This window comes from Methylobacterium sp. W2, assembly GCF_020662345.1.
Classification (GTDB): domain Bacteria; phylum Pseudomonadota; class Alphaproteobacteria; order Rhizobiales; family Beijerinckiaceae; genus Methylobacterium.
Genome location: NZ_VMOA01000001.1, coordinates 1 through 20687 on the forward strand (window position 1 = coordinate 1; position 20687 = coordinate 20687).

Below are 20687 nucleotides of genomic sequence, written 5' to 3' on the forward strand. Positions count from 1 at the left end.
GTTGACAGGCGGTGTTGGCGAAGGAACACCGCCTGTCAACCATCCCGCCCTCCCGAGCTGCCTTCGCATTGCGGGACGATGGTCATCGGTTCGGCCTTGGGTCATGGTGCCGTCATCGTTCGACGTCCACTTCGCTTCACCGGTGAACGGCGTCGAGGGACGTCCGTAAGAGGTCCGCGCCCGTGACAGAGTTTTCCAGCGGCGAGTCCCATATCCTCGTGCTCCAGGGCGGCGGGGCCCTCGGCTCCTATCAGGCCGGCATCTACGAGACTCTGGCGGCGGAGGCCATCGCGCCGGATTGGGTGGCGGGCATCTCCATCGGCGCCATCAACGCGGCCCTGATCGCCGGCAACCCGCCCGAGCGCCGCGTGGAGCGGCTGAAGGCGTTCTGGGAGCAGGTCTCCTCCGGGGTGATGGGCTCGCCCTGGTTCCCCGGTGAGCAGGCGCGGGCGGCCTTCAACGAGGCCAGCGCCAACTGGATCGCCACTGTGGGCGTGCCCGGTTTCTTCAAGCCGCGCTTTCCTCCGGCCACCCTCTACCCACCCGGTGCGCCGGAAGCGCTGAGCTATTACGACACCGCCCCGCTGAAGGCGACGCTGGAGCGGCTCGTGGATTTCGACCTCATCAACGAAGGCCGGACCCGGCTGAGCATCGGTGCGGTCAACGTGCGCACCGGCAATTTCGTCTATTTCGACAACCGCTGCGACCGCATCGCGCCCGAGCACATCATGGCCTCGGGCGCGCTGCCGCCGGGCTTTCCGCCGGTGACCATCGACGGCGAGCAGTACTGGGACGGCGGCATCGTCTCGAACACGCCGCTGCAATACATCCTCGACGAGGAGCGCAGCCGCGACCTCGTCGTCTATCAGGTCGATCTGTTCGCGGCGCGCGGGCCGATGCCGCGCACCCTCATCGAATCGGCCGAGCGCGAGAAGGACATCCGCTTCTCGAGCCGCACCCGGCTCAACACCGACAAGAACCTGGAAGCCCGCAGGGCGAAGGCCGCGTTCCGGCGCCTCGCCGAGAAGCTGCCCCCCGAACTGATGAGCGACGAGGACGTCACCTACCTGCGCCAGGTCACCCACGCCAACTTCACCACGGTGATGCAGCTGATCTACCGGCGGAAGGCCTATGAGGGGAACTCGAAGGATTACGAGTTCTCCCGCGCCACCATGCTCGAACATTGGGCGGCGGGTGCCAGCGACCTGCGTCGCTCCTTGCGCTCCCCCGCTTGGCGCAACCGCGTGCACGACGAAACCGGTGTCGCCGTGTTCGACCTGACGCGGGACGCCCGCGACTGAGCCTTCCCGACAGCTTCATCCCGGAGCCCCACGCCATGACCCGCGACGAGATCCTGCACGTCCCCTCGATGCCCGCCTTCAGCCCGAGCTATCCGCGCGGGCCGTATCGCTTCCTCAGGCGCGAATACCTCATCATCACCTACGAGACCGATGCGGAAGCCCTGCGCCGGGCGCTGCCGGAGCCCCTGGAGCCGCACCCCGAGAACCTCGTCTATTACGAGTGGATGAAGATGCCGGATTCCTCCGGCTTCGGCGATTACGAGGAGAGCGGCTCGGGCGCCATCGCCACCTATAACGGCGAGCCCTGCAACTTCTCGATCCAGATGTATCTCGACGACGAGCCGCCGATCACCGCCGGCCGCGAGATCTGGGGCTTCCCGAAGAAATGGGGCGTGCCGCGCCTCAAGGTCACGAAGGACACCCTCACCGGCACCCTCCATTACGACGAGGAGCGGGTGGCGATGGGCACCATGACCTACAAGCACAAGAGCCTGGAGAACGAGCTCGACACGGTGAAGGCCGGCCTCGGCCGCCTCAACGTCAACCTCAAGCTCCTCCCCGACGTCACCGGCGCCCCGAAGGTGGCCCAGCTCGTGGGCTATCGCCTGGAGGACATCACCGTCCACGGCGCCTGGGACGGCGAGGCCCGCCTCGACCTCATCCCGCACGTGAACTGCCGGGTCGCCGACCTGCCGGTAAAGCGCATCGTCGGCGGTCGGCACATGCTCGTCGACTTCACCTTGCCCTATGGGCAGGTGCTGCACGACTATCTCGCTTGATCGCTCAGTTGACCCGAGAGGCTTCCATGATCCTGACATCCAAGACCGCCATCGTCACGGGATCCACCAGCGGCATCGGCCTCGCCTATGCCCGCGCCTTCGCCAGGGAGGGCGCCAACGTCGTCATCAACGGCTTCGGCAAGCCCGAGGACATCGAAAAGGAGCGCGCCGGGATCGAGGCCGATTTCGGCGTGAAGGCGGTCTATTCCCCGGCCGACCTGACGAAGCCCGGTGAGATCGAGGGGTTGATCCGGCTGGGCGAAGAGACCTTCGGTACCGTCGACGTGCTCGTGAACAATGCCGGCGTCCAGTACGTCTCGCCGATCGAGGATTTCCCGCCGGAGAAGTGGGAGCAGATCATCGCCCTCAACCTGTCCTCGGCCTTCTACACGATGCGCTATGCCATCCCCGGCATGAAGGCGCGCAAATGGGGCCGGATCATCAATACCGCCTCGGCGCATTCGCTGGTCGCCTCGCCGTTCAAGTCGGCCTACGTCTCCGCCAAGCACGGCATCGCCGGGCTTACGAAGACGGCGGCCCTCGAACTCGCCACTCACGGCATCACCGTGAACTGCATTTCGCCGGGCTACGTCTGGACGCCCCTGGTCGAGGCGCAGATCCCCGACACGATGAAGGCACGGGGTCTGACCAAGGAGCAGGTCATGAACGACGTGTTGCTGGCAGCCCAGCCCACCAAGGAATTCGTGACGGTGGAGCAGGTGGCGGCTTTGGCCGTGTTCCTGTGTTCCGACCACGCCAGCCAGATCACCGGGGCCAATATCCCGATGGATGGCGGCTGGACAGCACAGTAGCCGACAGAGAAAGCCCTGCCTCGCTGGAGGGCGAGGCAGGGCGATCGACAGGCGACGGGCAATGAAAGCTTAGCGGCGGCCGTGCAGCAGCAGGGCAAGGCCGTAGCCGACGGCCCCGGCGATCACCAGGGCGATGAGCGGGTTCTCCTCGACGCGGCTCTCCACGGCGCGGGCGCCGTCGCGGACATAGGAGCCGCCGCGATCATAGGCGTCGCCGGCATATTCCGAGACGTTGTCGGCGACATCGCGCAGGGTGTCCTTGGCCTGTCCGTAGACCTCCTGGGCACGGCCTTCCGCCTCGCGGTAGCGGCCTTCCGCCGATGTGCGCGACGATCCGACGGCATCGCCGATGGCGCTCTGTGCGCGGCCGCCAAGGTCCTTGGCCGCTCCGACGACCCGATCCGTATCAACCATTGGTCTGCTCCCTGAGAATCGACAACGCGTGATCGGCGCTTCCAAGGCGGCGCCCGCATCCGATGGTCACAGAACGTGCGAAGTGGCCGAAGGGCACCATGGCGGTGCGTTTTTGTTGGAGGCGCGGTTTACGCAGGGTTCCGGTGCCGGGCGGCCACGAGCATCAGGCGTCCCACTTCGGCCACCGCCCGCGCCAGCGTGGCGGAGGGATCGCGCCGCCCGATGGCCGGCCCGGTTCGGCGCCGCCAGCCGGGCTTTACCGGGGGAATGTGCAGGAACAGGACCGGGCAGGTCTCCGCCAGGGCGCGAAAGTAGCTGGCATTGCAGAGATAGCGCCCGGCATTGATGGACGGAATCGCAGCGACCCCGTGATGCCGCAGGGCGACGAGGGCGCGCCCCGCGATCGGCGCCTTGCGCTGCGCCGGTCCGTCCCGGTCGAGGCGGAGGGTCGCGGGCATCCGCCCCGACGCGTCGGGAAACAGCCGGCTCGCCCGGTTGACGGCGCGAGCCTCGACGCGGACGCGCTTGGCGCGGCCCGCGACGCCGATCATCAGCAGGGCCGCCGGCCTCTGGGCAAGGGCCGGCTCCAGCATCTCGGGGATCGCCGCATAGGCGGTGCGCAGGATCAGCGTGCGCACCGGGACCCCCGCGATGCCATGCCGGCCGAGATGCCCGACCTGCCGGGCGAGTGTCTCGCTCGGGTTGCGTGGCATGCCGGGAAAAGGGCCGAAGCCGATGACGAGGAGATGTCCCCGCGTCACAGCCCGATCAGCGTCGCGATGGCCTCCGCGCCGGCGGCCGGGGAGGATTCGCCCCGCGCTACGCCGGCTTCCGCCTCCGCCGTCTGCTTGCGCACCTCGGGCGAGCCGACGAGGCGCTGGTGCAGGCGCTCGTGGACGAGGGCCCACATCCACTTCACGTCCTGCGCCCGGCGCTTCTTGGCGATCTCGCCGGTGGCGGTGAGCTTGTTGCGGTGGTCGACCACCTTCTCCCATAGCGCGTCGAGGCGCTTGTTATTGAGCCCGGAGATCGTGACCACGGGGGGCGTCCAGCTCGAACTCGGAGCGCTGAGGATGTGGAGCGCGGCCCGGTATTCACCGGCGGCGGCGTTGGCCCGGCGCTCACCCTCGCCGTCGTCGGCCTTGTTGACCGCGATCATGTCGGCGAGTTCGAGAATGCCCTTCTTGATGCCCTGCAACTCGTCGCCGGCGCCGGGCAGCATCAGGACCAGGAAGAAATCGGTGAGGTCGGCCACCGCCGTCTCCGACTGGCCGACGCCCACCGTCTCCACCAGGATGACGTCGAACCCCGCCGCCTCGCAGAGCAGCATGGTCTCGCGGGTCTTGGCGGCCACGCCCCCCAGCGTTCCCGAGGAGGGGGAGGGGCGGATGAAGGCGTTGGGGTCGAGCGCCAGCTGCGCCATCCGGGTCTTGTCGCCGAGGATCGACCCGCCGGTGCGGCTGGAGGAAGGGTCCACCGCCAGCACCGCCACCTTGTGCCCGGCGGCGGTGAGGTTGGCGCCGAGATTGTCGATGGTGGTGGATTTGCCCACCCCCGGCACGCCGGTGATGCCGACGCGGATCGCAGTGCCGGTCCGCGGCAGCACCGCGTCGATGAGGTCGCGCGCCGCTGCCCGGTGATCGGCCCGTTTCGATTCCGCGAGGGTGATCGCCCGCGCCAGAGCCGCACGGTCGCCCGCGAGCAGCCGCTCGCGCAGGGAATCGAGGTCGAGGGAAGGAGGAAGAGCCATGAGCCCCTTCATGCCGGGCCGGCCCGGTTTCGTCGAGGGGGCGCGTGTCGTTGCATCGGGGTACCTGTACCCGCCGGGACACGGATCGGCCTCTGCCCGCAATTCACACCGTCTCCCGCCACGCCCGCGCCCTGCCATGGTCACGATCGTCGCCGACAGGGTAGGACGAGAGAGCCGGGACCGAGCGCCGGGCCATCACGGGGCCGTCGACACGCCATGATCCGAAACCGCATGCCGGGAGCGCCATCGCAGACCCGCCGCTCGCTGATCCGCGGCGCCGCCCTTATTGGAGTCGCGGGCCTTACGCCGGGCCTCGCCGGCTGCGTCACCGACGGGCTCGTCACCGGGGGCACCGGCCCGGAGCGGCAATCGAACCTCGACGTAAGCCCAATCCTGCTGGTGGCGACCACGCGCAAGCCCGTGGGCAACCCGCCCAAGAGCCCGTATTTCAGCTCCGAGCGCGGCCGCGGCCTGAGCTTTGCCGAAGTGCGTCTTTCGGCCCCCGACCGCTCGCTCATCGGCAAGGTCTCCTCCGTGGTCAGCGGAGACTGGGCGGTGACGGCGGTGCCGCAGGTCGAGACCGGACCCGGCGCGGCGGCGGCCTTCACCCAGGCGGCCTTCGGGCGCGACGTGCTGATCTATGTCCACGGCTACCGTGAGAGTTTCGCCTCGGCGGCGGTCAGCGCGGCCCGTCTCTCCGACGGCATCCATTTCCGGGGCGCATCCGGCCTGTTCACCTGGCCATCGGCCGCCGCCACCTTCGATTACGGCTACGACCGCGAGAGCGCCCTGTGGTCGCGCGACGCCTTCGAGGATCTCCTCAAGGCGCTGGCGAGCTCGCCCAGCGGCGGGCGCATCAACATCGTCGCCCATTCCATGGGGACGCTCCTGACCCTGGAGACGATCCGTATGCTGCGCGCGGAGGCCGGCGAGGCGGCGATGGCGCGAATCGGCGCCATCGTTCTCGCGGCGCCCGACATCGACATAGACCTGTTCACCGGGGCTGTGGAGCGGATGGGGCCGGACGTCTCGAAGATCACTGTGATCTCCTCCACCAACGACCGCGCGCTGGAACTCTCCGGCGCCATCGCCGGCGGTATCGTCCGTGCGGGCGCGGCCGACCGCGAGCGCCTCGAAGCCCTCGGGGTCCGCGTGGCCGACGCGTCGGATTACGGCGGCGGCCTGATCAACCATGACCTGTTCCTGTCGAATCCGGAGGTCCAGGGTGTGGTCAAGCGCGCCATCGGCCGGGCGGCGGGCGGCGTCTGAGCGCCGCACCGCAAGAGGACTGGGCTGGAGGACGTGGCTTGAGCTCTTGGCCTCGGCCCCGTTCGCCCCTACACGGGCGGCTGTCGGGCTGACGATTCCCACGCCGACGCGGCCGCCTCCCGGCGCGCCCAGAATGAGGATTGTGCGATGTTCACACTCGATATCGATGGCGTGGCCATCGCGGTCATCAACGGGACCGAGGAAACCGCTCGCGACCTGTTCACCTGCGACGGCTTCAAGGAAGACATCCAGGCGATGAAGAGTGACGGCAAGGTGCTGTGGAACGGCACCTCCGAGCTCAAGATCCGCCCCGCCACCGAGGACGAGATCGAGATCTTCGAGGATGCCCTGGCCGAGGACGATTCGGAGGAGGACGCCCCGTTCGAGCCCGATATGCGCCATGCCAAGAGCGCCGAAGAGCCCGACGAGGACGAGGATGAAGACGGCGAGGACGACGCCGACATCGTGTTCCTCGTGGATATCGACGAGGATGCCGGCCTCGATTCGTAAGGCCTGATCCCGCAGGATCATCTCCCGCCGACCGCCTCGCCCGGACACGGGCGGGGCCTTGTATCGCGATTCTTCCTGCCATCCGTTGACGGCTGCTCCTGCGAGCGGTCCCTGTTCCCCTCGGGGCATCGGCCCGGTGCCGGCGAAGGGTCCCGGCACAGAGCGAGGACCGCATGACTTTCCGTTTCGAACACCTCCACCTTCGCAGCCAGGATGCCGTAACGGCTGCTGGATTTTATGTAGAGACCTTCGGTGCCCGTGAGATCGCCCGCGAGGGCGTGCCGTCCGTGACGCGCGTCGTCCTCGACCTGTCCGGGCTCACCCTGTTCATCGAGCACGCGCCCGAGGCCGCCCCCGCCGCCAAGCCGCCGAACCGGGGCATCGAGCATATCGGGCTGGCCGTCGACGACATCGAGAGCACGGTCGCCGATTTGAAACGGCGTGGTGTCACCTTCGTGATCGACATCACCGACGTCCGTCCGGGGCTTCGCACCGCTTTCCTCGACGGACCGGACGGAGTCCGCATCGAGTTGCTGCAGCGCGGCTGAACCGCTCAGTTCACGGCCGGTCGCGCCGCCTTCTGCGGGATCAGGCCGGGCGGCACCGGAGCGTTGCCCGGAGCCTTCCCCGAAGCGGCCGGTGCCGCCTTCTTCGGTGTGATGGAGCCCGTCATGACCGCGTCCCGCATCGGTACCGCCGGCGAATCGATGCCGTAGATGTCGTCACGGAAATGCGCGCGACCATCCGGGGTGGCGTATCCGGTGAGATAGACGAAGGTCACCGGGATCTGTTTCGGCAGCTTGATGTCGAGCCGCTCGTTGGTGGCGATATTGGCCTCGATCTCCATCGGTCCCCAGGTCGAGGCGGGGCCGTTGGGGCCGGGCGTGCCCTCCAGCAGCCAGCCCGCTAGTTCCTTAACCTGTGCCACCCGTACGCAGCCATGCGAGTGGAACCGCACCTCCCGCGCGAACAGCGATTTCGACGGCGTGTCGTGCATGTACACGGCCTGCTTGTTCGGCATGTCGATGCGGACCTGCCCCAGCGAATTGTCGAGGCCGGAATCCTGGCGCAGCGTGTAGTTCGCGGCTTTCTCGCCGGCCCAGTCGATCGTGGTCGGATCGACCTCCGTGCCGCCGGGGCCGAGGATGCGGATGCGCTCGCGGGCGAGATAGCCCGGGTCTTTGCGCATCTTGGGGATGATCTCCTTCTTGATGATGGAGACCGGCAGGGTCCAGGTCGGGTTGAGATTCACGTCGGTGATGCGCGCCTCGATCCGCGGCGTCGCCTTGTCGGGTTTGCCGACCACGGCCACGTAGCGGCGCACCACGACGCCCCGCTCCACCGCCTCGACAGCGGCGGAGGGAATGTTCACCACCACGTAGCGGTCGCCGTAGGGAAAGTTCGAGCCGATCTGCCGCGCGGCGGAGGCCGAAAGCTGGCGCTGGCGCGTGGCGGCCGGCACGTTGAGGGCGGTCACCGTCTGGCGGCCGATCAGGCCGGTCTCGGGCAAGCCGTGGCGCGCCTGGAACGCTTTCACCGCCGAGACGAGAATGGGGTCGAGCACGTCGGAGCTCGGCACGCCGGCCGGCAGGTCGCCGGTGAGGACGAGGTGCTGGCGAAGCGCCGGAATGTTCGGGTCGCGGGCGCCCGGCTTGATCGTCAGGTCGGCGGGCAGGGTGCCCCAGCCGCCGGCATCGACGATGGCCTGGTAGCGCTCGGCCATGCGGAACGTGTCGAGGAAGGTCGAGGGGGCAAGCGTCGGGACGGGGTCGTCCGAGACTCGCGCCACCACGAGGGGAGGCAGTTCGCGGGATTTCTTCGGCGCCGCCGGTGCCGGCTCTGCGCCTTGCGCCTGTGGGGCCGCATTCCCTGGCGCCGCCGGTTCGGCCTTGGGGGCGGCGTCGGGCTTCGGGCCGGCTTCGGCCTTGGGAGCAGGCTTGGCGGCAGCCGGCACGGCCTCCGGGAGAGAAGGAGCCGGTTCGGCCCCAGCGCCGGTCAGGCACAGCATCAGCGCCAGCGGCGACAGGCCGGCAGTCAGGATCGACGGGAACACGACGCAACGCGACGACACAGGCAGCCCTCGTGAGCAGACAGGGTCGGATCATGCGGGCGGGATGGTTACCAAGTTCCTCCCCCTCCGTGCCGGGCGACCCTGACAAAACGGGACACCCCGCCCTACCTCCCGGCCAACCCGAACCGCCGAGGAGGCCCTGCCATGATCCATCATCCCGCGATCCGGAAAGGCGGCACGGCCATCGTGACGGGAGCCGCAAGCGGCATCGGCCTCGCCGCCGCCAAGCGGTTCGCTGCCGCCGGCATGAGAATTGTCCTCGCCGATCTACCCGGCGAGGCGCTCGAGACGGCGCGCGCGGAGATCGGGGCGACGGGCGCCGAGGTGCTGGCCCGTCCCACCGATGTCGGCCGCCGCGAGGACATGGAGGCCCTGCGCGAAGCGGCGGGCGATGCGCCCGCGCTCGTCATGCTCAATGCCGGGATCGAGGCCGGAGGTCGCTTGTTCTCGGACGACGCGACCTGGCGGCGCATCCTCGACACCAACCTCTGGGGCGTCGTCAACGGCATCCAGGCCTTCGTTCCGGCGATGATCGAGGCCGGCGAGCCCGCAGCAATCATTGTCACCGGCTCGAAACAGGGGATCACCACGCCGCCGGGCAACACGCCCTACAACGTCTCGAAGGCGGGGGTAAAAGTGATCGCCGAGGCGCTGGCCCACGACCTGCGCGGGCGCGACGGCGCCACGATCAGCGCCCATCTCCTCATCCCCGGTTTCGTCTATACCGGGCTCACCCGGGCGCGCGGCGTGGCCGAGAAGCCGGACGGCGCCTGGACGCCGGAGGAGACGGTGGAGTTCATGATCGAGGCGATGGCGCGGGGCGATTTCTACATCCTCTGCCCCGACAACGAGACCACCCGCGAGCAGGACGAGCGCCGCATCGCCTGGGCAGCGGGCGACGTCATCGAGAACCGGCCCGCGCTCTCACGCTGGCACCCGGACTTTGCCGAGGCTTTTCGGCAAAGCACCTCCCAGTGACGGGGCGATCACACTTAATGTTTGACGGCAGAACCGAGGGATGTTGCGGAGCCGCCTCGGCGTCGTCCTCGGCCCGGGGCAGATCGTTCGGGTCGGGACTTTGTCGATAGAGGTGTGGCTGGACCCCCATGATCCGCTTGAACATCGCCGAGTATGCACCCGGGGTCTCGTAGCCCATGGAATGGGCCACAAAGGTCACCTGCTTGCCGGCGATCAGCATCGGGATGGAGGACAGTATCCGTGCCTGCTGCCGCCATGTGGACAGCGGGCAGCCAAGCTCGTCCTGAGCAAGGCGGGTCAGCGTGCGCACCGAAGCCCCGCTTTCGTGGGCCAATCGTCCGATCCGGTGCTCCCCGTCCGGCTTCGCAAGGATGTCGGCGCAGGCACGTGCGAGACGCGGATCCGATGGCATGGCCAGCGATAGGGCATCGGGCGCGAGCGCACGGAGTTCGTCCATCAGCACCGCGTTAAGATGGCGCCGCCGCTGCAAATCACTTCTTATGCAAGGTTCAAGAGCCTGCAGAATCAACTGCCTTAGCAGCGGCGGAACGACGAAGCCGCGAGGCGCGTCGCTCACGTCGCATGCGTCGTCCTGCGCAATGTAGAGCGTCCGCAGCGAAACCGCGCCTCGCGCGCGCAACCCGTGCGGCATGCGAGGCGGTATCCACAGCGCGCGCTGCGGCGGGATCAGCCACATCCGACGGGCGGCGCGGATTTCCATGACCCCTGCCGTAGCGTGGATCAACTGGCCATCGATATGGCAATGGTCGCCGACCAGGGCTCCATTCGGATAGTCGCGCGCGACGGCATGGATGCTGACCGGGCGATCAGGATGGGTCATCGACAAGATGGCGTCGGAACCAGTCGCGCGCGGCGCTGCTGGTTTCCTCGAAACGGCTGACATAGGGATCGAAATGCCCTCCCTTGATCATGACCAGTGTCTTGATCGGCAAGGCCCGTTGATAGGCTTCGAGGCAGAGATCGGTCGGGGTCAACAGGTCCTGGTCGGCCACGATCATCATAAGAGGAGTCGGGCCGATGCGAGCGATGTATTGGCCTGGTTCGTTCTCCCGCGCCATTTCTGCGCTGCGCAGGGTCAGTTCATTGCGCCATGTCGGCGCGAAATGCCGACTGCCGGTGAAAAAAGCATATGCGTCGATCCCGCCCATCGCACACGGCTCATGGGGGTCGTCCGCCACGGCGGCGAGAGTCGCGGGCGCTTCGCCCCGAAAACGAGCGATCCGGTCGGCGTCCAAGCGCGAGAGCAACGCCGGTACGAGATCGGCCCGGGTCCGGCGCTGAGCCGATAAATGGCCGCTGATCGTGGGCACTTGGCTCACGACGCATCGGACCCGTCTGTCGAGCGCGGCGACCTCAAGGACATGACCGCCGCTGTAGCTGGTTCCCCACAATCCGATGCGTGCCGGATCGACCCAAGGCAGCATCTGCGCAAAGCTGATCGCGTCACGGTAGCCGCGCCGTTGCAGCACAGGGTCTGCCTCCTGACGGGGCAATCCATCGCTGGCTCCAAAATTGGCATGATCGTACAGGATCACGCTCAGGCCAGCCTCGACGAAGACATCGGCATAGCGATCGAGATACTGCTCTTTCGCGGCCGACAGCCCGTGCGCCATGATGATGCAAGGCGACCCGTCCGCCTTGCCGTCGGGCCGATAGGCCCAACCGCGCAACGTGCGGCCCTCGGATTGAAACTCGATGTTCTCCCGCATCACGTTCCCCCTATCGCGTGAATCGCTCATGCCATCGCGGTAAGGCGCCTGCGTCGCGCAATCGGCCATAGATTGCGCCAGATCGGTCATGATCGCCTCGCGGTGCTTCCTCGATCGCTCCGCTGCGTGCTCCGCGGGTCTCCATACTGGCGAAGCTCTTGCGAGAGGGGTAAGCCGGAGGCCTTCGCCCCGGTATCGTGCGGCCCCAGCCGCACGATACCGGACGCACCTCTCGACCGGCGCACACGAACCTGGGAGCCAGCCTTGGCCACCATCATCCCCGTCGCCTCCTTCGATTGCGTCGTGTTCGGCGCCACCGGCGATCTGACGACGCGCAAGCTGCTGCCGGCCCTGTACTACCGGTACAAGGATGGGCAGATCCCCGGCACCAGCCGCATCATCGGCGCGTCCCGCTCCGAGATGAGCGTCGAGGCGTTCCGCGAGCGGGCGCGGGACGCGCTCAAGCGCTTCGTTCCGGCCCGCGACCTCGACGAGGACAAGCTCGCCGCCTTCCTCGACCATCTCGATTACGTGGCGGTGGACGGGGCCGGCGACGACGGCTGGGAGGATCTCGCCGCCAAGCTCGCCGAGCGGCCGGATCAGGTCCGGCCCTATTATCTCGCCACCTCGCCGGATCTCTACGGCTCAATCTGCCGCAACCTCTCGGCCCACGGGCTCATCGGCGAAAAGTCGCGGGTGGTGCTGGAGAAACCCATCGGCAAGGATCTGAAATCGGCCCGCGCCATCAACGACGCGGTCGGCGAGGTCTTCCCCGAGGAGCAGATCTTCCGCATCGACCATTACCTCGGCAAGGAGACGGTGCAGAACCTGCTCGCCCTGCGCTTTGCCAACACCATCTTCGAGCGCCTGTGGACGGCAGACGTGATCGATCATGTCCAGATCACGGTGGGCGAGACGGTGGGTGTCGAGGGCCGGGCCGGTTACTACGACACGTCGGGGGCGCTCCGCGACATGGTGCAGAACCACCTGCTCCAGCTCCTCTGCCTGATGGCGATGGAGAGCCCGCTCACCCTCGACGCCAATTCGGTGCGGGACGAGAAGCTGAAGGTGCTGCGTGCGCTGAAGCCGATCACGCCCCACGACGTCCAGGCTGTCACCGTGCGCGGCCAGTACGCGGCCGGCGCCGTGGATGGCAAACCGGTTCAGGGCTACCGCGCCGATCTCGGCGGCGAGACGGAGAGCCGCACGGAGACCTTCGTCGCCCTCAAGCTCGAAGTTCAGTCCTGGCGCTGGGCCGGGGTGCCGTTCTACATCCGCACCGGCAAGCGCCTGCCCCAGAAGCTCTCCGAGATCGTGGTGCAGTTCCGCGCCTCTCCCTTCTCGATCTTCCCGGCCGAATCCTTCGGGCGCGAGCCCAACCGCCTCGTCATCCGGCTCCAGCCGGAGGAGGGGATCAAGCTCGAAGTGATGACCAAGGATCCCGGACCGGGCGGCATGCGCCTGCGGCCGACCAACCTCGACATCTCCTTCGAGGAGACGTTCAAGCAGCGCTATCCCGATGCCTACGAGCGCCTGCTGATGGATGTGGTGCGCGGCAACGCGACCCTGTTCATGCGCCGCGACGAGGTCGAGGTGGCCTGGGCCTGGGCTGATTCGTTGCTGAAGGCCTGGGCGGACCGGCCCGAACCGCCGCGCGCCTATCCAGCCGGAAGCTGGGGCCCCACCGCCGCCATCGCCCTGATCGAGCGGGACGGACGGACCTGGCACGAGGAAATGCATTGATTGGCGGGGGCGTCATCGCAGGCGCTAAGTTATTTGTGCGACGCCAATAAAAACAACTAATCAGGCACTCCCTCGACAGGCCGATGCCCGACGCCTAAACCTCGGGAGAGTATCCACCCTCCAACGACAAGACCTACGCCCCCATGGAAAAGCTGGACTCGGCGGTCGGGATCAATCGCCGCTACCTCCACGACGAAGTCGTGGATCGGATGCGGGATCTCATCCAGTCGGGGGAACTCGAGCCGCGGGCGCGGGTGAACGAAAGCGAGCTCACCGAGCGGTTCGGCATCTCGCGCACGCCCCTGCGGGAGGCGATCAAGATCCTCGCCACGGAGGGGCTGCTCGAGCTGCTGCCCAATCGCGGGGCGCGGGTGGCCAGCCTGTCCCAGGTCGAGATCGAGGAGATGATCGAGGTCATCGCCGGTCTCGAGGCGACCGCCGCCGATCTCGCCTGCCGCACCATCGGCGACGAGGAGGTCGCCGAGATCGAGCGGGATCACCACGCCATGGTGAAGGCGTGGAAGGAGGGCGAGGAGGCCACGTATTTCCGGCTCAACCGCACGATCCACGAAGCGATCATGGCCGCGAGCCGCAACTCGGTGCTGGGCACCATCTATGCGAGTCTGTCCGGCCGCATCCAGCGTTCGCGCTACGCCGTTCACCAGACCGCAGAGCAATGGGGCCGCGCCGTCTCGGAGCATGAGCGGATGATCGAGCTCCTCCGTGCCCGGAACGGCGAGGCGCTGGCCGCGCTCATGCGCGATCATATCCGCTCCAAAACTCCGGTCATCGCCGAGAATTTCGGCGCGGGGACCTGAACGGCCGATCCGACGACGGCACCCGGACTTAGGAGCACAATTCGATGTGGGACGTCGGCGGGCGGGTCCGTTTCAGGCCGCGCGGATCGTCGCCAGGAATCGGCCCACCTCTGCGTTGAGATGCTCCGATTCCCGGGAGAGTTCGGATGCTGAGGCCAGCACCTGCGAGGCAGCGGCACCCGTCTCCTCGGCAGCACCCGCCACCCCCGCTATGTTGGTCGTCACCTCACCGGTGCCCTCGGCGGCCTGATTGATGTTGCGCACGATCTCCTGTGTCGCTGCACCCTGCTCCTCCACCGCTGCCGCGATCGACGTGGCGACGGAGCTGATCTCGCGAATGCGGGCGGTAATGGTTTCGATCGCCGTGACGGCCTGGCCAGTGGAGCCCTGGATCCGGCTGATCTGGCTGCCGATCTCGTCGGTAGCCCGCGCGGTCTGATTGGCGAGTTCCTTCACCTCGGCGGCAACGACGGCAAAACCTCGGCCCGCCTCGCCGGCGCGGGCCGCTTCGATGGTGGCGTTGAGGGCGAGGAGGTTGGTCTGGCCCGCGATGGTGGCGATCATCGCGACGACGTCGCCGATCTTCGCCGCGGCATCGCTCAAATCCTTCATCTGCGCGCCCGTCCGCGTCGCATCCTCCACCGCCTGGTGCGCCAGGCTGGTGGAGCCATCGACCTGACGGCCGATCTCCATGACGGACGAACCGAGCTCCTCGGCCGCTGCCGCCACCATGGTCACGTTGCTGCCCGCCTGCTCGGCCGCCGCCGCCACGGCGACGGATTGCTGCGCGGTCTCCGTCGCGGTGCCGGACATGCCTTGGGAGGTCGAACGCAATTGCGTCGCCGCTGCCGAGACCCGGGTCAGGATATCGCCGACCGCGTTCTCGAAACCGTCGGCCAGGGCCAGGGCGGCGATCTTGCGCTGGGCTTCCGCCCCGGCACGGGCCTCGGCGGCCTCGGTCTCCAGGGTACGGGTACGGACCAGATTGTCCCGGAAGGTGTCCAGGGTCGCGGCCATGGCGCCGATCTCGTCCTTCCGTCCGGTGCCGGGGATGGTGACCTCGGTATCGCCGGAGGCCAGCCGGCGCATGGCGGCTGTCACCTGCTCGATGGGACGCGACACCCCGAAGAACGCGAAGGCCATGGCGGCCAGCGCCATGACGACAGCCGCGACCAGCATGACCTGCGTCGTGAAGACCGCTTGCGCCTGTTCCTCATGCGCCGCCACGCTGGCCGCCGATCCGGCCCGGCTGTTGAATTCGACGAGCTTGCGCCCGGCGGCGGTTGCGGCGAGGTACTCAGCGTTCATCGGGCCACGGAAGTATTCGGTGATCGTTGCGCGCTGACTGGGATCGATCTTGCTGAGGCCATTCCAGCCGTTCAGCATGACCTGCCACTTCGCACTGAACTCATCGAACAGCGCCTGCTCTTCCGGCGAACTGACGAGGGGACGATAGGCGCTCCTGCTCTTCTCGATGGTCTGGATCATCTCGCCGGCATTCTTGATGCTTAGGGCACGCTCGGCCTCGTCCTCCGCCATCAGGTAGCGGAACTGCCAGAGGCGGGTGCGCATCACCAGCGCATTCAGGGCATGGGCTGCATCGACCGAGGGAAGCGCATTCAAGGCCAGCAACTCGATCCGGCCACCGATGGCGTCGAGCTTCCGCAAGGCAGTCACGCCCTGGACCGTCGTAATGATGGCGAGCGCGGTGAAGAGGCCGATAAGCGTCGTCTTGATGGAGAGGCGCATGAAACGGTCCGGAAAACGAGCGAATGTGTGCAAGATCGCCGTAACCATGAGGGCCAATCCCTAACGATTGTTTGGCCTCGCCCTAAAAGCCTGCTGGCAATATTGCACTCTTGTCATTCGGCTGGTTTCACGCCGCGTCGCTCATCGAGCGCAGGCTGGCGACGAGATCGGAGAATCGGTCCCCCTGGACGATGACGTGGGCGCGCAGTCTGTCCGACGCCGCGGTTTCGTCGCCGGCGACGATGGCGGCGACGATGGCTTCGTGTTCGGCCAGGGATTGCCCGAGCCGGTGACGTGCCCTCAACTGCATCCGCCGGAACGGGGTCAGGCGCCGGTGGAGAAGCCGCGCCTGCTCGCACAGGAAGTCGTTGCGGCAGGCGCGGTAGATCACCGTGTGGAAGGTGTAGTTCTCTTGGTAGTAGGTCTCGGGATCCTCGTCGGCCGCCGCCGCCGCACAGGCGGCGAGGGCCTGTTTCAGGGCCGTCTCGTCGGCCGGGATCAGCCGGCGGGCGGCGAGCCGGCCGCACGAAGCCTCGATCTCGGCCATCGTCTCGAACATCGCGATGAGCAGTTCCGGATCGGGGGCGCTAACGATGGCGCCCCGGCGCGGCTTAATCTCCACGAGGCCGGTCATGGCCAGCTGTAGCAAAGCCTCGCGGATCGGCGTGCGGGAGACGCCGAAGCGCTCGGCGAGCTCGGTCTCGTCGAGGCGGGAGCCGATAGCCAGCCGGCCATCCACGATCTCCGTCTCGATCGTCTGCCGGAGGCTGAGCGATCGGGTCATGGCGTTCCCGTCCCTGTACGTCTCGAAATTCGTTGCGGCCCATTATTCAATGTCGTTGACAAAATATACAAGACATAGTCCGTTGGTATAAAGAATTGGCACTGCAGTATAAATGGTGCGGTGCAAAACGGTAAGACCGCAAAGGTCGCCACGGGAGAAACGCCATGACATTGACACGCCGCACCTTCGTCGCATCCAGCCTCGCCGCCCCTGCGATCCTGTCCCTGAGCGGAAGGGCGAGGGCGGCGACGATTCTGAAGATCTCGCACCAGTTCCCCGGCGGCACCATCGACGAGGGCGACTTCCGCGATCGCATGTGCCGGAAGTTCGCTGCTCTCCTGGCCGAGCGCTCGAAGGGCGCGCTGGAGGTGCAGGTCTATCCGGGCTCGTCCCTGATGAAGACGAACGCCCAGTTCGGCGCCATGCGCAAGGGCGCCCTCGACATGAGCCTCTACCCGTCGCCCTATGCCGGGGGCGAGGTGGCTGAGATGAACATCGGCCTGATGCCGGCGCTTGTGAGCTCCTACGAACAGGCCGTCGCCTGGAAGAAGGCGCCGGTCGGCCAGAAGATCACCGAGATTCTCGATTCGAAGGGCATCCTCCTCGTTTCCTGGGTCTGGCAATCGGGCGGCGTCGCCAGCCGCGAGCGTCCTCTCTACGCGCCCGCGGACGCCAAGGGCCTCAAGGTCCGCGGCGGATCTCGCGAGATGGACCTGATGATGAAGCAGGCCGGCGCGGCCACCCTGTCGATCCCCTCCAGCGAATCCTACGCCGCCATGCAGACCGGCGCCTGCGATGCGGTGATCACCTCGTCCACCAGCCTGATCTCGTTCCGCCTGGAGGAATTGTCGAAGTCCCTGACGTCGGGCCGCGAGCGCTCCTACTGGTTCATGCTGGAGCCGATCATGATGTCGAAGATCGCGTTCGAGCGCCTGCCCAAGGACCAGCAGGATCTCATCATGGCGATCGGCGCCGAACTCGAGCCCTTCGGCCAGGCCGGCGCCAAGGCGGACGACACCAAGGTCGAGGAGATCTTCACCAAGGCCGGAGCCAAGGTCCAGAACCTCGACGAGAAGACGCTGGGCCAGTGGCGCGACATCGCCCGCGAGACCGCCTGGAAGGACTTCGCGGGCAAGTCGGCGAGCTGCGCCGAACTCCTCAAGCTGGCGGAGCAGGTGTCGTGAGCCACGCCTTCGACGCGGCCTCGGCCGCTTCAGAGACCGCCACGATGGCGCCCGAGCCCCGGATCCCCGGGATCCTCGGGCATCTCGACCGGGGCATGAAAGCCATCAACCGGGTGATTATGCTGCTCGGCGGCATCGCCCTGGTCTGCGCCTGCCTCGTGCTCAGCTACAGCGTGATCGTGCGCTACGCCCTGCACGAGCCCACCGACTGGCAGGACGAGATGGCGGTGTTCCTCATCGTGGGGGCCACCTTCTTCTCCGCCGCCGCCGTGCAGGCCCGGCGCGGCCACGTGGCGATCGAGGCCCTGAGCGGCCTGCTCTCGCCCCGCGTGAACCGGGCCCGCCTGCTGATGGCCGACATCGTCAGCATCGTGTTCGTCACCTTCTTCGCTTGGAAGAGCTGGACCCTGCTGCACGAGGCCTGGGTCGACGGCCAGGTCTCGCAATCCTCCTGGGGGCCGCCCCTGTGGATTCCCTATGCGCTCATGGCGATCGGGATGAGCTTCCTCGGCCTGCAATTCTTTCTGCAGATCGTCGAGGCGCTGACCTACGGCCCGCGCGCGGCCGGCTGGGCCAACCCGAAGGTCGGCCTCGGCGCCGATCTCAACAAGACTCCTCTGAAGACGGGTAATCACCCATGAGCGTCGCGGCCATCGGCTTCCTCTATGCGGGCGCGACGCTCAGCGCGATGCTCGCCGGCATCCCCATCGCCTTCGCCCTGGGCTTCGTCGCCCTGGCCTTCATGTTCTTCTTCATGCCCGGCGCATCCCTCGATACGGTGGCGCAGAACGTCTACGAGGAGATGGCCTCGATCACCCTGCTGTCGATCCCGCTCTTCATCCTGAAGGGGGCAGCCATCGGCCGGTCGAAGGCAGGCCAGGACCTCTACTCGGCCATGCATGCCTGGATGCACAAGATTCCGGGCGGCCTCGGCATCGCCAACGTCTTCGCCTGCGCTCTGTTCGCCGCCATGGCGGGGTCCTCGCCCGCCACCTGCTCGGCCATCGGCTCGGCAGGTATCCCGGAGATGAGGAAGCGCGGCTACTCGCCGGGCTTTGCCGCCGGTATCATCGCCGCGGGGGGCACGCTGGGCATCCTGCTGCCGCCCTCGATCACCATGATCCTTTACGCGGTCGCGGCCGAACAGTCGCTGGGACGCCTGTTCCTCGCCGGCATCGGGCCGGGCCTGCTGCTGGTCGGTCTGTTCGCCGCCTGGTCGGTCTACCGCTTCCGTGCGGAATACGCCGCCGCGAAGGACGCTTACGAGCGCCACGGTACCCCGTCGGCCATCCTGGCCGAGGACACCTACAGCATGCGCCAGCGCTTCTCGACGCTGCCGCGCGTGCTGCCCTTCGTGATCCTGCTCACCGGCGTGATGGTGGCGCTCTACGGCGGCTACGCCACGCCCTCGGAAACGGCGGGCCTCGGCGGCCTCCTGGCGCTCGGCCTCATTGCCATCATCTACGGCGTCTGGCGCCCCAGGGACGTGAACCCGATCCTCGCGGCGACCCTGCGGGAATCCACCATGCTGATGCTCATCATCGGCATGTCGCTCCTCTACGCCTACGTGATGAGCTACCTGCACATCTCGCAATCGGCGGCGGCCGCCATCGTGGCGATGCAGCTGTCGAAATGGGTGCTGCTGGTGACGATCCTCGGCCTCGTGATCCTGCTCGGCTTCTTCCTGCCGCCGGTCTCGATCATCCTGATGACGGCCCCGATCATCCTGCCGCCGTTGAAGGCCGCCGGGTTCGACCTCGTCTGGTTCGGCGTGGTGATGACCATCACGATGGAGATGGGGCTGATCCACCCGCCGGTGGGCCTCAACATCTTCGTCATCAAGAACATCGCCCCCGACATCCCGTTGAAAGACATCATCTGGGGTACCTTGCCCTTCGTGATCCTGATGGCCGTGGCGATCCTGATCCTCTGCCTCGTTCCCGGCATCGCCATGTGGCTGCCAAACTGGCTGCTGCCCTCGACGCGGTGACGGGAGACATCCACACGGTCCCCTGCCCATCCAGGGGAAGGGGGCCGTGCCGTACGCTAAGGGGTGATGCGGCGAAACCGACGTGCGGTCAGAGCCGCTCAGTCACGAAAGCCTCTGCCTCCGGCGAGGTCTCCGATGATTGGCTCTGCAGCAGGCCGATGACTTCGGTGGCGTCCTTGGCCACGAGGTAGTTCAACTCCAGCCCCTCGCGGATGAAGCCCTGGTCACGCATGTGGTCGAGGAGGGTCAGCAGTGGCGTCCAGAACTCGGCGATCGAGAGCAGCAGGATTGGCTTCTTGTGCTGGCCGAGCTGCGCCCAGGTGAGCTGCTCCACCAGTTCTTCCAGGGTGCCGATGCCGCCGGGCAGGGCGACGAAGGCATCGGAGCGCTCGAACATCAGCCGCTTGCGGGTATGCATGTCGCCGACGACGATGGTCTCCTGAATGGCATCCAGCATCCGCTCGCGCGATTTCAGGAAGTCGGGGATGATGCCGGTGACATGGCCGCCGGCATCGAGCACCGCCTGTGCCACCGTGCCCATCAGCCCGACATTGCCGCCGCCATAGACGAGGCCGAGCCCGGCTTCCGCCAGGGCGCGGCCAAGCGCCGCCGCGGCCTCGGCGAAGGCTGGATCACCGCCGAAGCCCGAGCCGCAATAGACGCAGACGTTTTTCACCGGGGCCATGCCGAGCCTCCCCAGATGAGGGGCAGGGAGGCGCCATCCCGGGGCCAAACTGCTGATTTCGTGAATGATCCCGCCTTTCGGGGGGAGGCGCGATTTGGTGTTGAGATCATGTCGGCTAGT

At 67.2% G+C, this 20687-nt stretch carries 21 protein-coding genes; 12 read left to right on the forward strand and 9 right to left on the reverse strand.

All coding sequences use genetic code 11. The annotated features are described in order from the left end of the window. Positions 1–182: 182 nt before the first annotated feature. From FPV16_RS00005 to FPV16_RS00015, 3 genes are read left to right on the forward strand one after another with little or no spacing between them, the layout of a single operon-like run. Positions 183–1301, forward strand: a complete 1119-nt coding sequence (locus tag FPV16_RS00005; RefSeq protein ID WP_227435164.1) for a patatin-like phospholipase family protein — start codon at positions 183–185, stop codon at positions 1299–1301. Between the two features lie 35 nt (positions 1302–1336). After that, on the forward strand, positions 1337–2080 hold the full coding sequence (locus FPV16_RS00010; RefSeq protein ID WP_227435166.1) for an acetoacetate decarboxylase: 744 nt from the start codon (positions 1337–1339) through the stop codon (positions 2078–2080). A 26-nt stretch (positions 2081–2106) separates the two neighbouring features. Next, a complete protein-coding gene (locus tag FPV16_RS00015; RefSeq protein WP_227435167.1) occupies positions 2107–2892 on the forward strand; it encodes a 3-hydroxybutyrate dehydrogenase in 786 nt (261 codons plus the stop codon). Between the two features lie 69 nt (positions 2893–2961). Here FPV16_RS00015 and FPV16_RS00020 read toward each other — a convergent pair whose 3' ends face one another. The 3 genes from FPV16_RS00020 to meaB form a co-directional block, all read right to left on the reverse strand. After that, positions 2962–3306 carry a CsbD family protein gene (locus FPV16_RS00020; RefSeq protein ID WP_227435169.1) on the reverse strand — a complete coding sequence of 115 codons (345 nt, stop codon included), beginning with the start codon at positions 3304–3306 and terminating at the stop codon, positions 2962–2964. 128 nt (positions 3307–3434) lie between these two features. Continuing rightward, on the reverse strand, positions 3435–4067 hold the full coding sequence (locus tag FPV16_RS00025) for a peptidase C15 (protein WP_227435170.1): 633 nt from the start codon (positions 4065–4067) through the stop codon (positions 3435–3437). Beyond that, positions 4064–5068: a methylmalonyl Co-A mutase-associated GTPase MeaB gene (meaB, locus tag FPV16_RS00030; protein ID WP_227435172.1), complete on the reverse strand. Its 1005-nt coding sequence runs from the start codon at positions 5066–5068 to the stop codon at positions 4064–4066. The genes FPV16_RS00025 and meaB overlap by 4 nt, the downstream gene beginning before the upstream one ends. A 219-nt stretch (positions 5069–5287) precedes the next feature. Here meaB and FPV16_RS00035 point away from each other — a divergent pair, with 219 nt between their 5' ends. The 3 genes from FPV16_RS00035 to FPV16_RS00045 all read left to right on the forward strand — a co-directional run bounded on the left by FPV16_RS00035 (position 5288) and on the right by FPV16_RS00045 (position 7383). Then, a complete protein-coding gene (locus tag FPV16_RS00035) occupies positions 5288–6325 on the forward strand; it encodes an alpha/beta hydrolase (RefSeq protein WP_227435174.1) in 1038 nt (345 codons plus the stop codon). A gap of 147 nt (positions 6326–6472) precedes the next feature. After that, positions 6473–6835 (forward strand): hypothetical protein, encoded by a 363-nt coding sequence (locus FPV16_RS00040; RefSeq protein WP_018045358.1) that lies wholly within the window; start codon positions 6473–6475, stop codon positions 6833–6835. 173 nt (positions 6836–7008) lie between these two features. Further along, entirely contained in the window at positions 7009–7383 is a 375-nt protein-coding gene (locus FPV16_RS00045; protein WP_227435175.1) for a VOC family protein, read from the forward strand. A 5-nt stretch (positions 7384–7388) separates the two neighbouring features. Here the strand turns inward: FPV16_RS00045 and FPV16_RS00050 are convergent, their stop codons facing one another. Further along, positions 7389–8906: a L,D-transpeptidase family protein gene (locus FPV16_RS00050; protein ID WP_227435177.1), complete on the reverse strand. Its 1518-nt coding sequence runs from the start codon at positions 8904–8906 to the stop codon at positions 7389–7391. A gap of 144 nt (positions 8907–9050) precedes the next feature. On the opposite strand from FPV16_RS00050, the gene FPV16_RS00055 reads away from it, so the two are divergent. Continuing rightward, positions 9051–9884: an SDR family NAD(P)-dependent oxidoreductase gene (locus FPV16_RS00055; RefSeq protein ID WP_227435178.1), complete on the forward strand. Its 834-nt coding sequence runs from the start codon at positions 9051–9053 to the stop codon at positions 9882–9884. Here FPV16_RS00055 and FPV16_RS00060 read toward each other — a convergent pair. Beyond that, positions 9808–10725, reverse strand: a complete 918-nt coding sequence (locus FPV16_RS00060; protein ID WP_227435180.1) for an AraC family transcriptional regulator — start codon at positions 10723–10725, stop codon at positions 9808–9810. The two genes, FPV16_RS00055 and FPV16_RS00060, sit on opposite strands and share 77 nt — an antisense overlap. Next, positions 10712–11704, reverse strand: coding sequence for an alpha/beta hydrolase (locus FPV16_RS00065; protein ID WP_227435181.1), 993 nt, complete (start codon positions 11702–11704; stop codon positions 10712–10714). The genes FPV16_RS00060 and FPV16_RS00065 overlap by 14 nt, the downstream gene beginning before the upstream one ends. A gap of 174 nt (positions 11705–11878) precedes the next feature. Between FPV16_RS00065 and zwf the strand changes: the two genes are divergently transcribed. Together zwf and FPV16_RS00075 are read left to right on the forward strand one after the other, a co-directional pair. Further along, positions 11879–13357, forward strand: coding sequence for a glucose-6-phosphate dehydrogenase (gene zwf, locus FPV16_RS00070; protein ID WP_056161427.1), 1479 nt, complete (start codon positions 11879–11881; stop codon positions 13355–13357). A gap of 143 nt (positions 13358–13500) precedes the next feature. Next, on the forward strand, positions 13501–14175 hold the full coding sequence (locus tag FPV16_RS00075) for a GntR family transcriptional regulator (protein WP_227435183.1): 675 nt from the start codon (positions 13501–13503) through the stop codon (positions 14173–14175). Positions 14176–14247: 72 nt separating this feature from the next. Here the strand turns inward: FPV16_RS00075 and FPV16_RS00080 are convergent, their stop codons facing one another. After that, entirely contained in the window at positions 14248–15924 is a 1677-nt protein-coding gene (locus FPV16_RS00080) for a methyl-accepting chemotaxis protein (protein ID WP_227435184.1), read from the reverse strand. A gap of 127 nt (positions 15925–16051) precedes the next feature. Then, on the reverse strand, positions 16052–16708 hold the full coding sequence (locus FPV16_RS00085) for a GntR family transcriptional regulator (RefSeq protein ID WP_227435186.1): 657 nt from the start codon (positions 16706–16708) through the stop codon (positions 16052–16054). Between the two features lie 164 nt (positions 16709–16872). Here FPV16_RS00085 and dctP point away from each other — a divergent pair, with 164 nt between their 5' ends. From dctP to FPV16_RS00100, 3 genes are read left to right on the forward strand one after another with little or no spacing between them, the layout of a single operon-like run. Beyond that, entirely contained in the window at positions 16873–17892 is a 1020-nt protein-coding gene (dctP, locus tag FPV16_RS00090) for a TRAP transporter substrate-binding protein DctP (RefSeq protein ID WP_227435187.1), read from the forward strand. After that, on the forward strand, positions 17889–18533 hold the full coding sequence (locus FPV16_RS00095) for a TRAP transporter small permease (protein ID WP_227435189.1): 645 nt from the start codon (positions 17889–17891) through the stop codon (positions 18531–18533). Before dctP ends, FPV16_RS00095 begins: the two co-directional genes overlap by 4 nt. Next, entirely contained in the window at positions 18530–19882 is a 1353-nt protein-coding gene (locus tag FPV16_RS00100) for a TRAP transporter large permease (protein WP_227435190.1), read from the forward strand. Before FPV16_RS00095 ends, FPV16_RS00100 begins: the two co-directional genes overlap by 4 nt. Positions 19883–19970: 88 nt before the next feature. Here the strand turns inward: FPV16_RS00100 and FPV16_RS00105 are convergent, their stop codons facing one another. Beyond that, complete coding sequence (locus FPV16_RS00105; protein WP_227435192.1) at positions 19971–20567, reverse strand: TIGR00730 family Rossman fold protein; 597 nt, start codon at positions 20565–20567, stop codon at positions 19971–19973. Positions 20568–20687: the final 120 nt, after the last annotated feature.

Coding starts and splice junctions, on each gene's coding strand:
- FPV16_RS00010 (WP_227435166.1), top strand. CDS start 1,337: ATGACCCGCGACGAGATCCTGCACGTCCCCTCGATGCCCGCCTTCAGC.
- FPV16_RS00015 (WP_227435167.1), top strand. CDS start 2,107: ATGATCCTGACATCCAAGACCGCCATCGTCACGGGATCCACCAGCGGC.
- FPV16_RS00020 (WP_227435169.1), bottom strand. CDS start 3,306: ATGGTTGATACGGATCGGGTCGTCGGAGCGGCCAAGGACCTTGGCGGC.
- meaB (WP_227435172.1), bottom strand. CDS start 5,068: ATGAAGGGGCTCATGGCTCTTCCTCCTTCCCTCGACCTCGATTCCCTG.
- FPV16_RS00035 (WP_227435174.1), top strand. CDS start 5,288: ATGCCGGGAGCGCCATCGCAGACCCGCCGCTCGCTGATCCGCGGCGCC.
- FPV16_RS00040 (WP_018045358.1), top strand. CDS start 6,473: ATGTTCACACTCGATATCGATGGCGTGGCCATCGCGGTCATCAACGGG.
- FPV16_RS00045 (WP_227435175.1), top strand. CDS start 7,009: ATGACTTTCCGTTTCGAACACCTCCACCTTCGCAGCCAGGATGCCGTA.
- FPV16_RS00055 (WP_227435178.1), top strand. CDS start 9,051: ATGATCCATCATCCCGCGATCCGGAAAGGCGGCACGGCCATCGTGACG.
- FPV16_RS00060 (WP_227435180.1), bottom strand. CDS start 10,725: ATGACCCATCCTGATCGCCCGGTCAGCATCCATGCCGTCGCGCGCGAC.
- FPV16_RS00065 (WP_227435181.1), bottom strand. CDS start 11,704: ATGACCGATCTGGCGCAATCTATGGCCGATTGCGCGACGCAGGCGCCT.
- FPV16_RS00075 (WP_227435183.1), top strand. CDS start 13,501: ATGGAAAAGCTGGACTCGGCGGTCGGGATCAATCGCCGCTACCTCCAC.
- FPV16_RS00080 (WP_227435184.1), bottom strand. CDS start 15,924: ATGCGCCTCTCCATCAAGACGACGCTTATCGGCCTCTTCACCGCGCTC.
- FPV16_RS00085 (WP_227435186.1), bottom strand. CDS start 16,708: ATGACCCGATCGCTCAGCCTCCGGCAGACGATCGAGACGGAGATCGTG.
- dctP (WP_227435187.1), top strand. CDS start 16,873: ATGACATTGACACGCCGCACCTTCGTCGCATCCAGCCTCGCCGCCCCT.
- FPV16_RS00100 (WP_227435190.1), top strand. CDS start 18,530: ATGAGCGTCGCGGCCATCGGCTTCCTCTATGCGGGCGCGACGCTCAGC.
- FPV16_RS00105 (WP_227435192.1), bottom strand. CDS start 20,567: ATGGCCCCGGTGAAAAACGTCTGCGTCTATTGCGGCTCGGGCTTCGGC.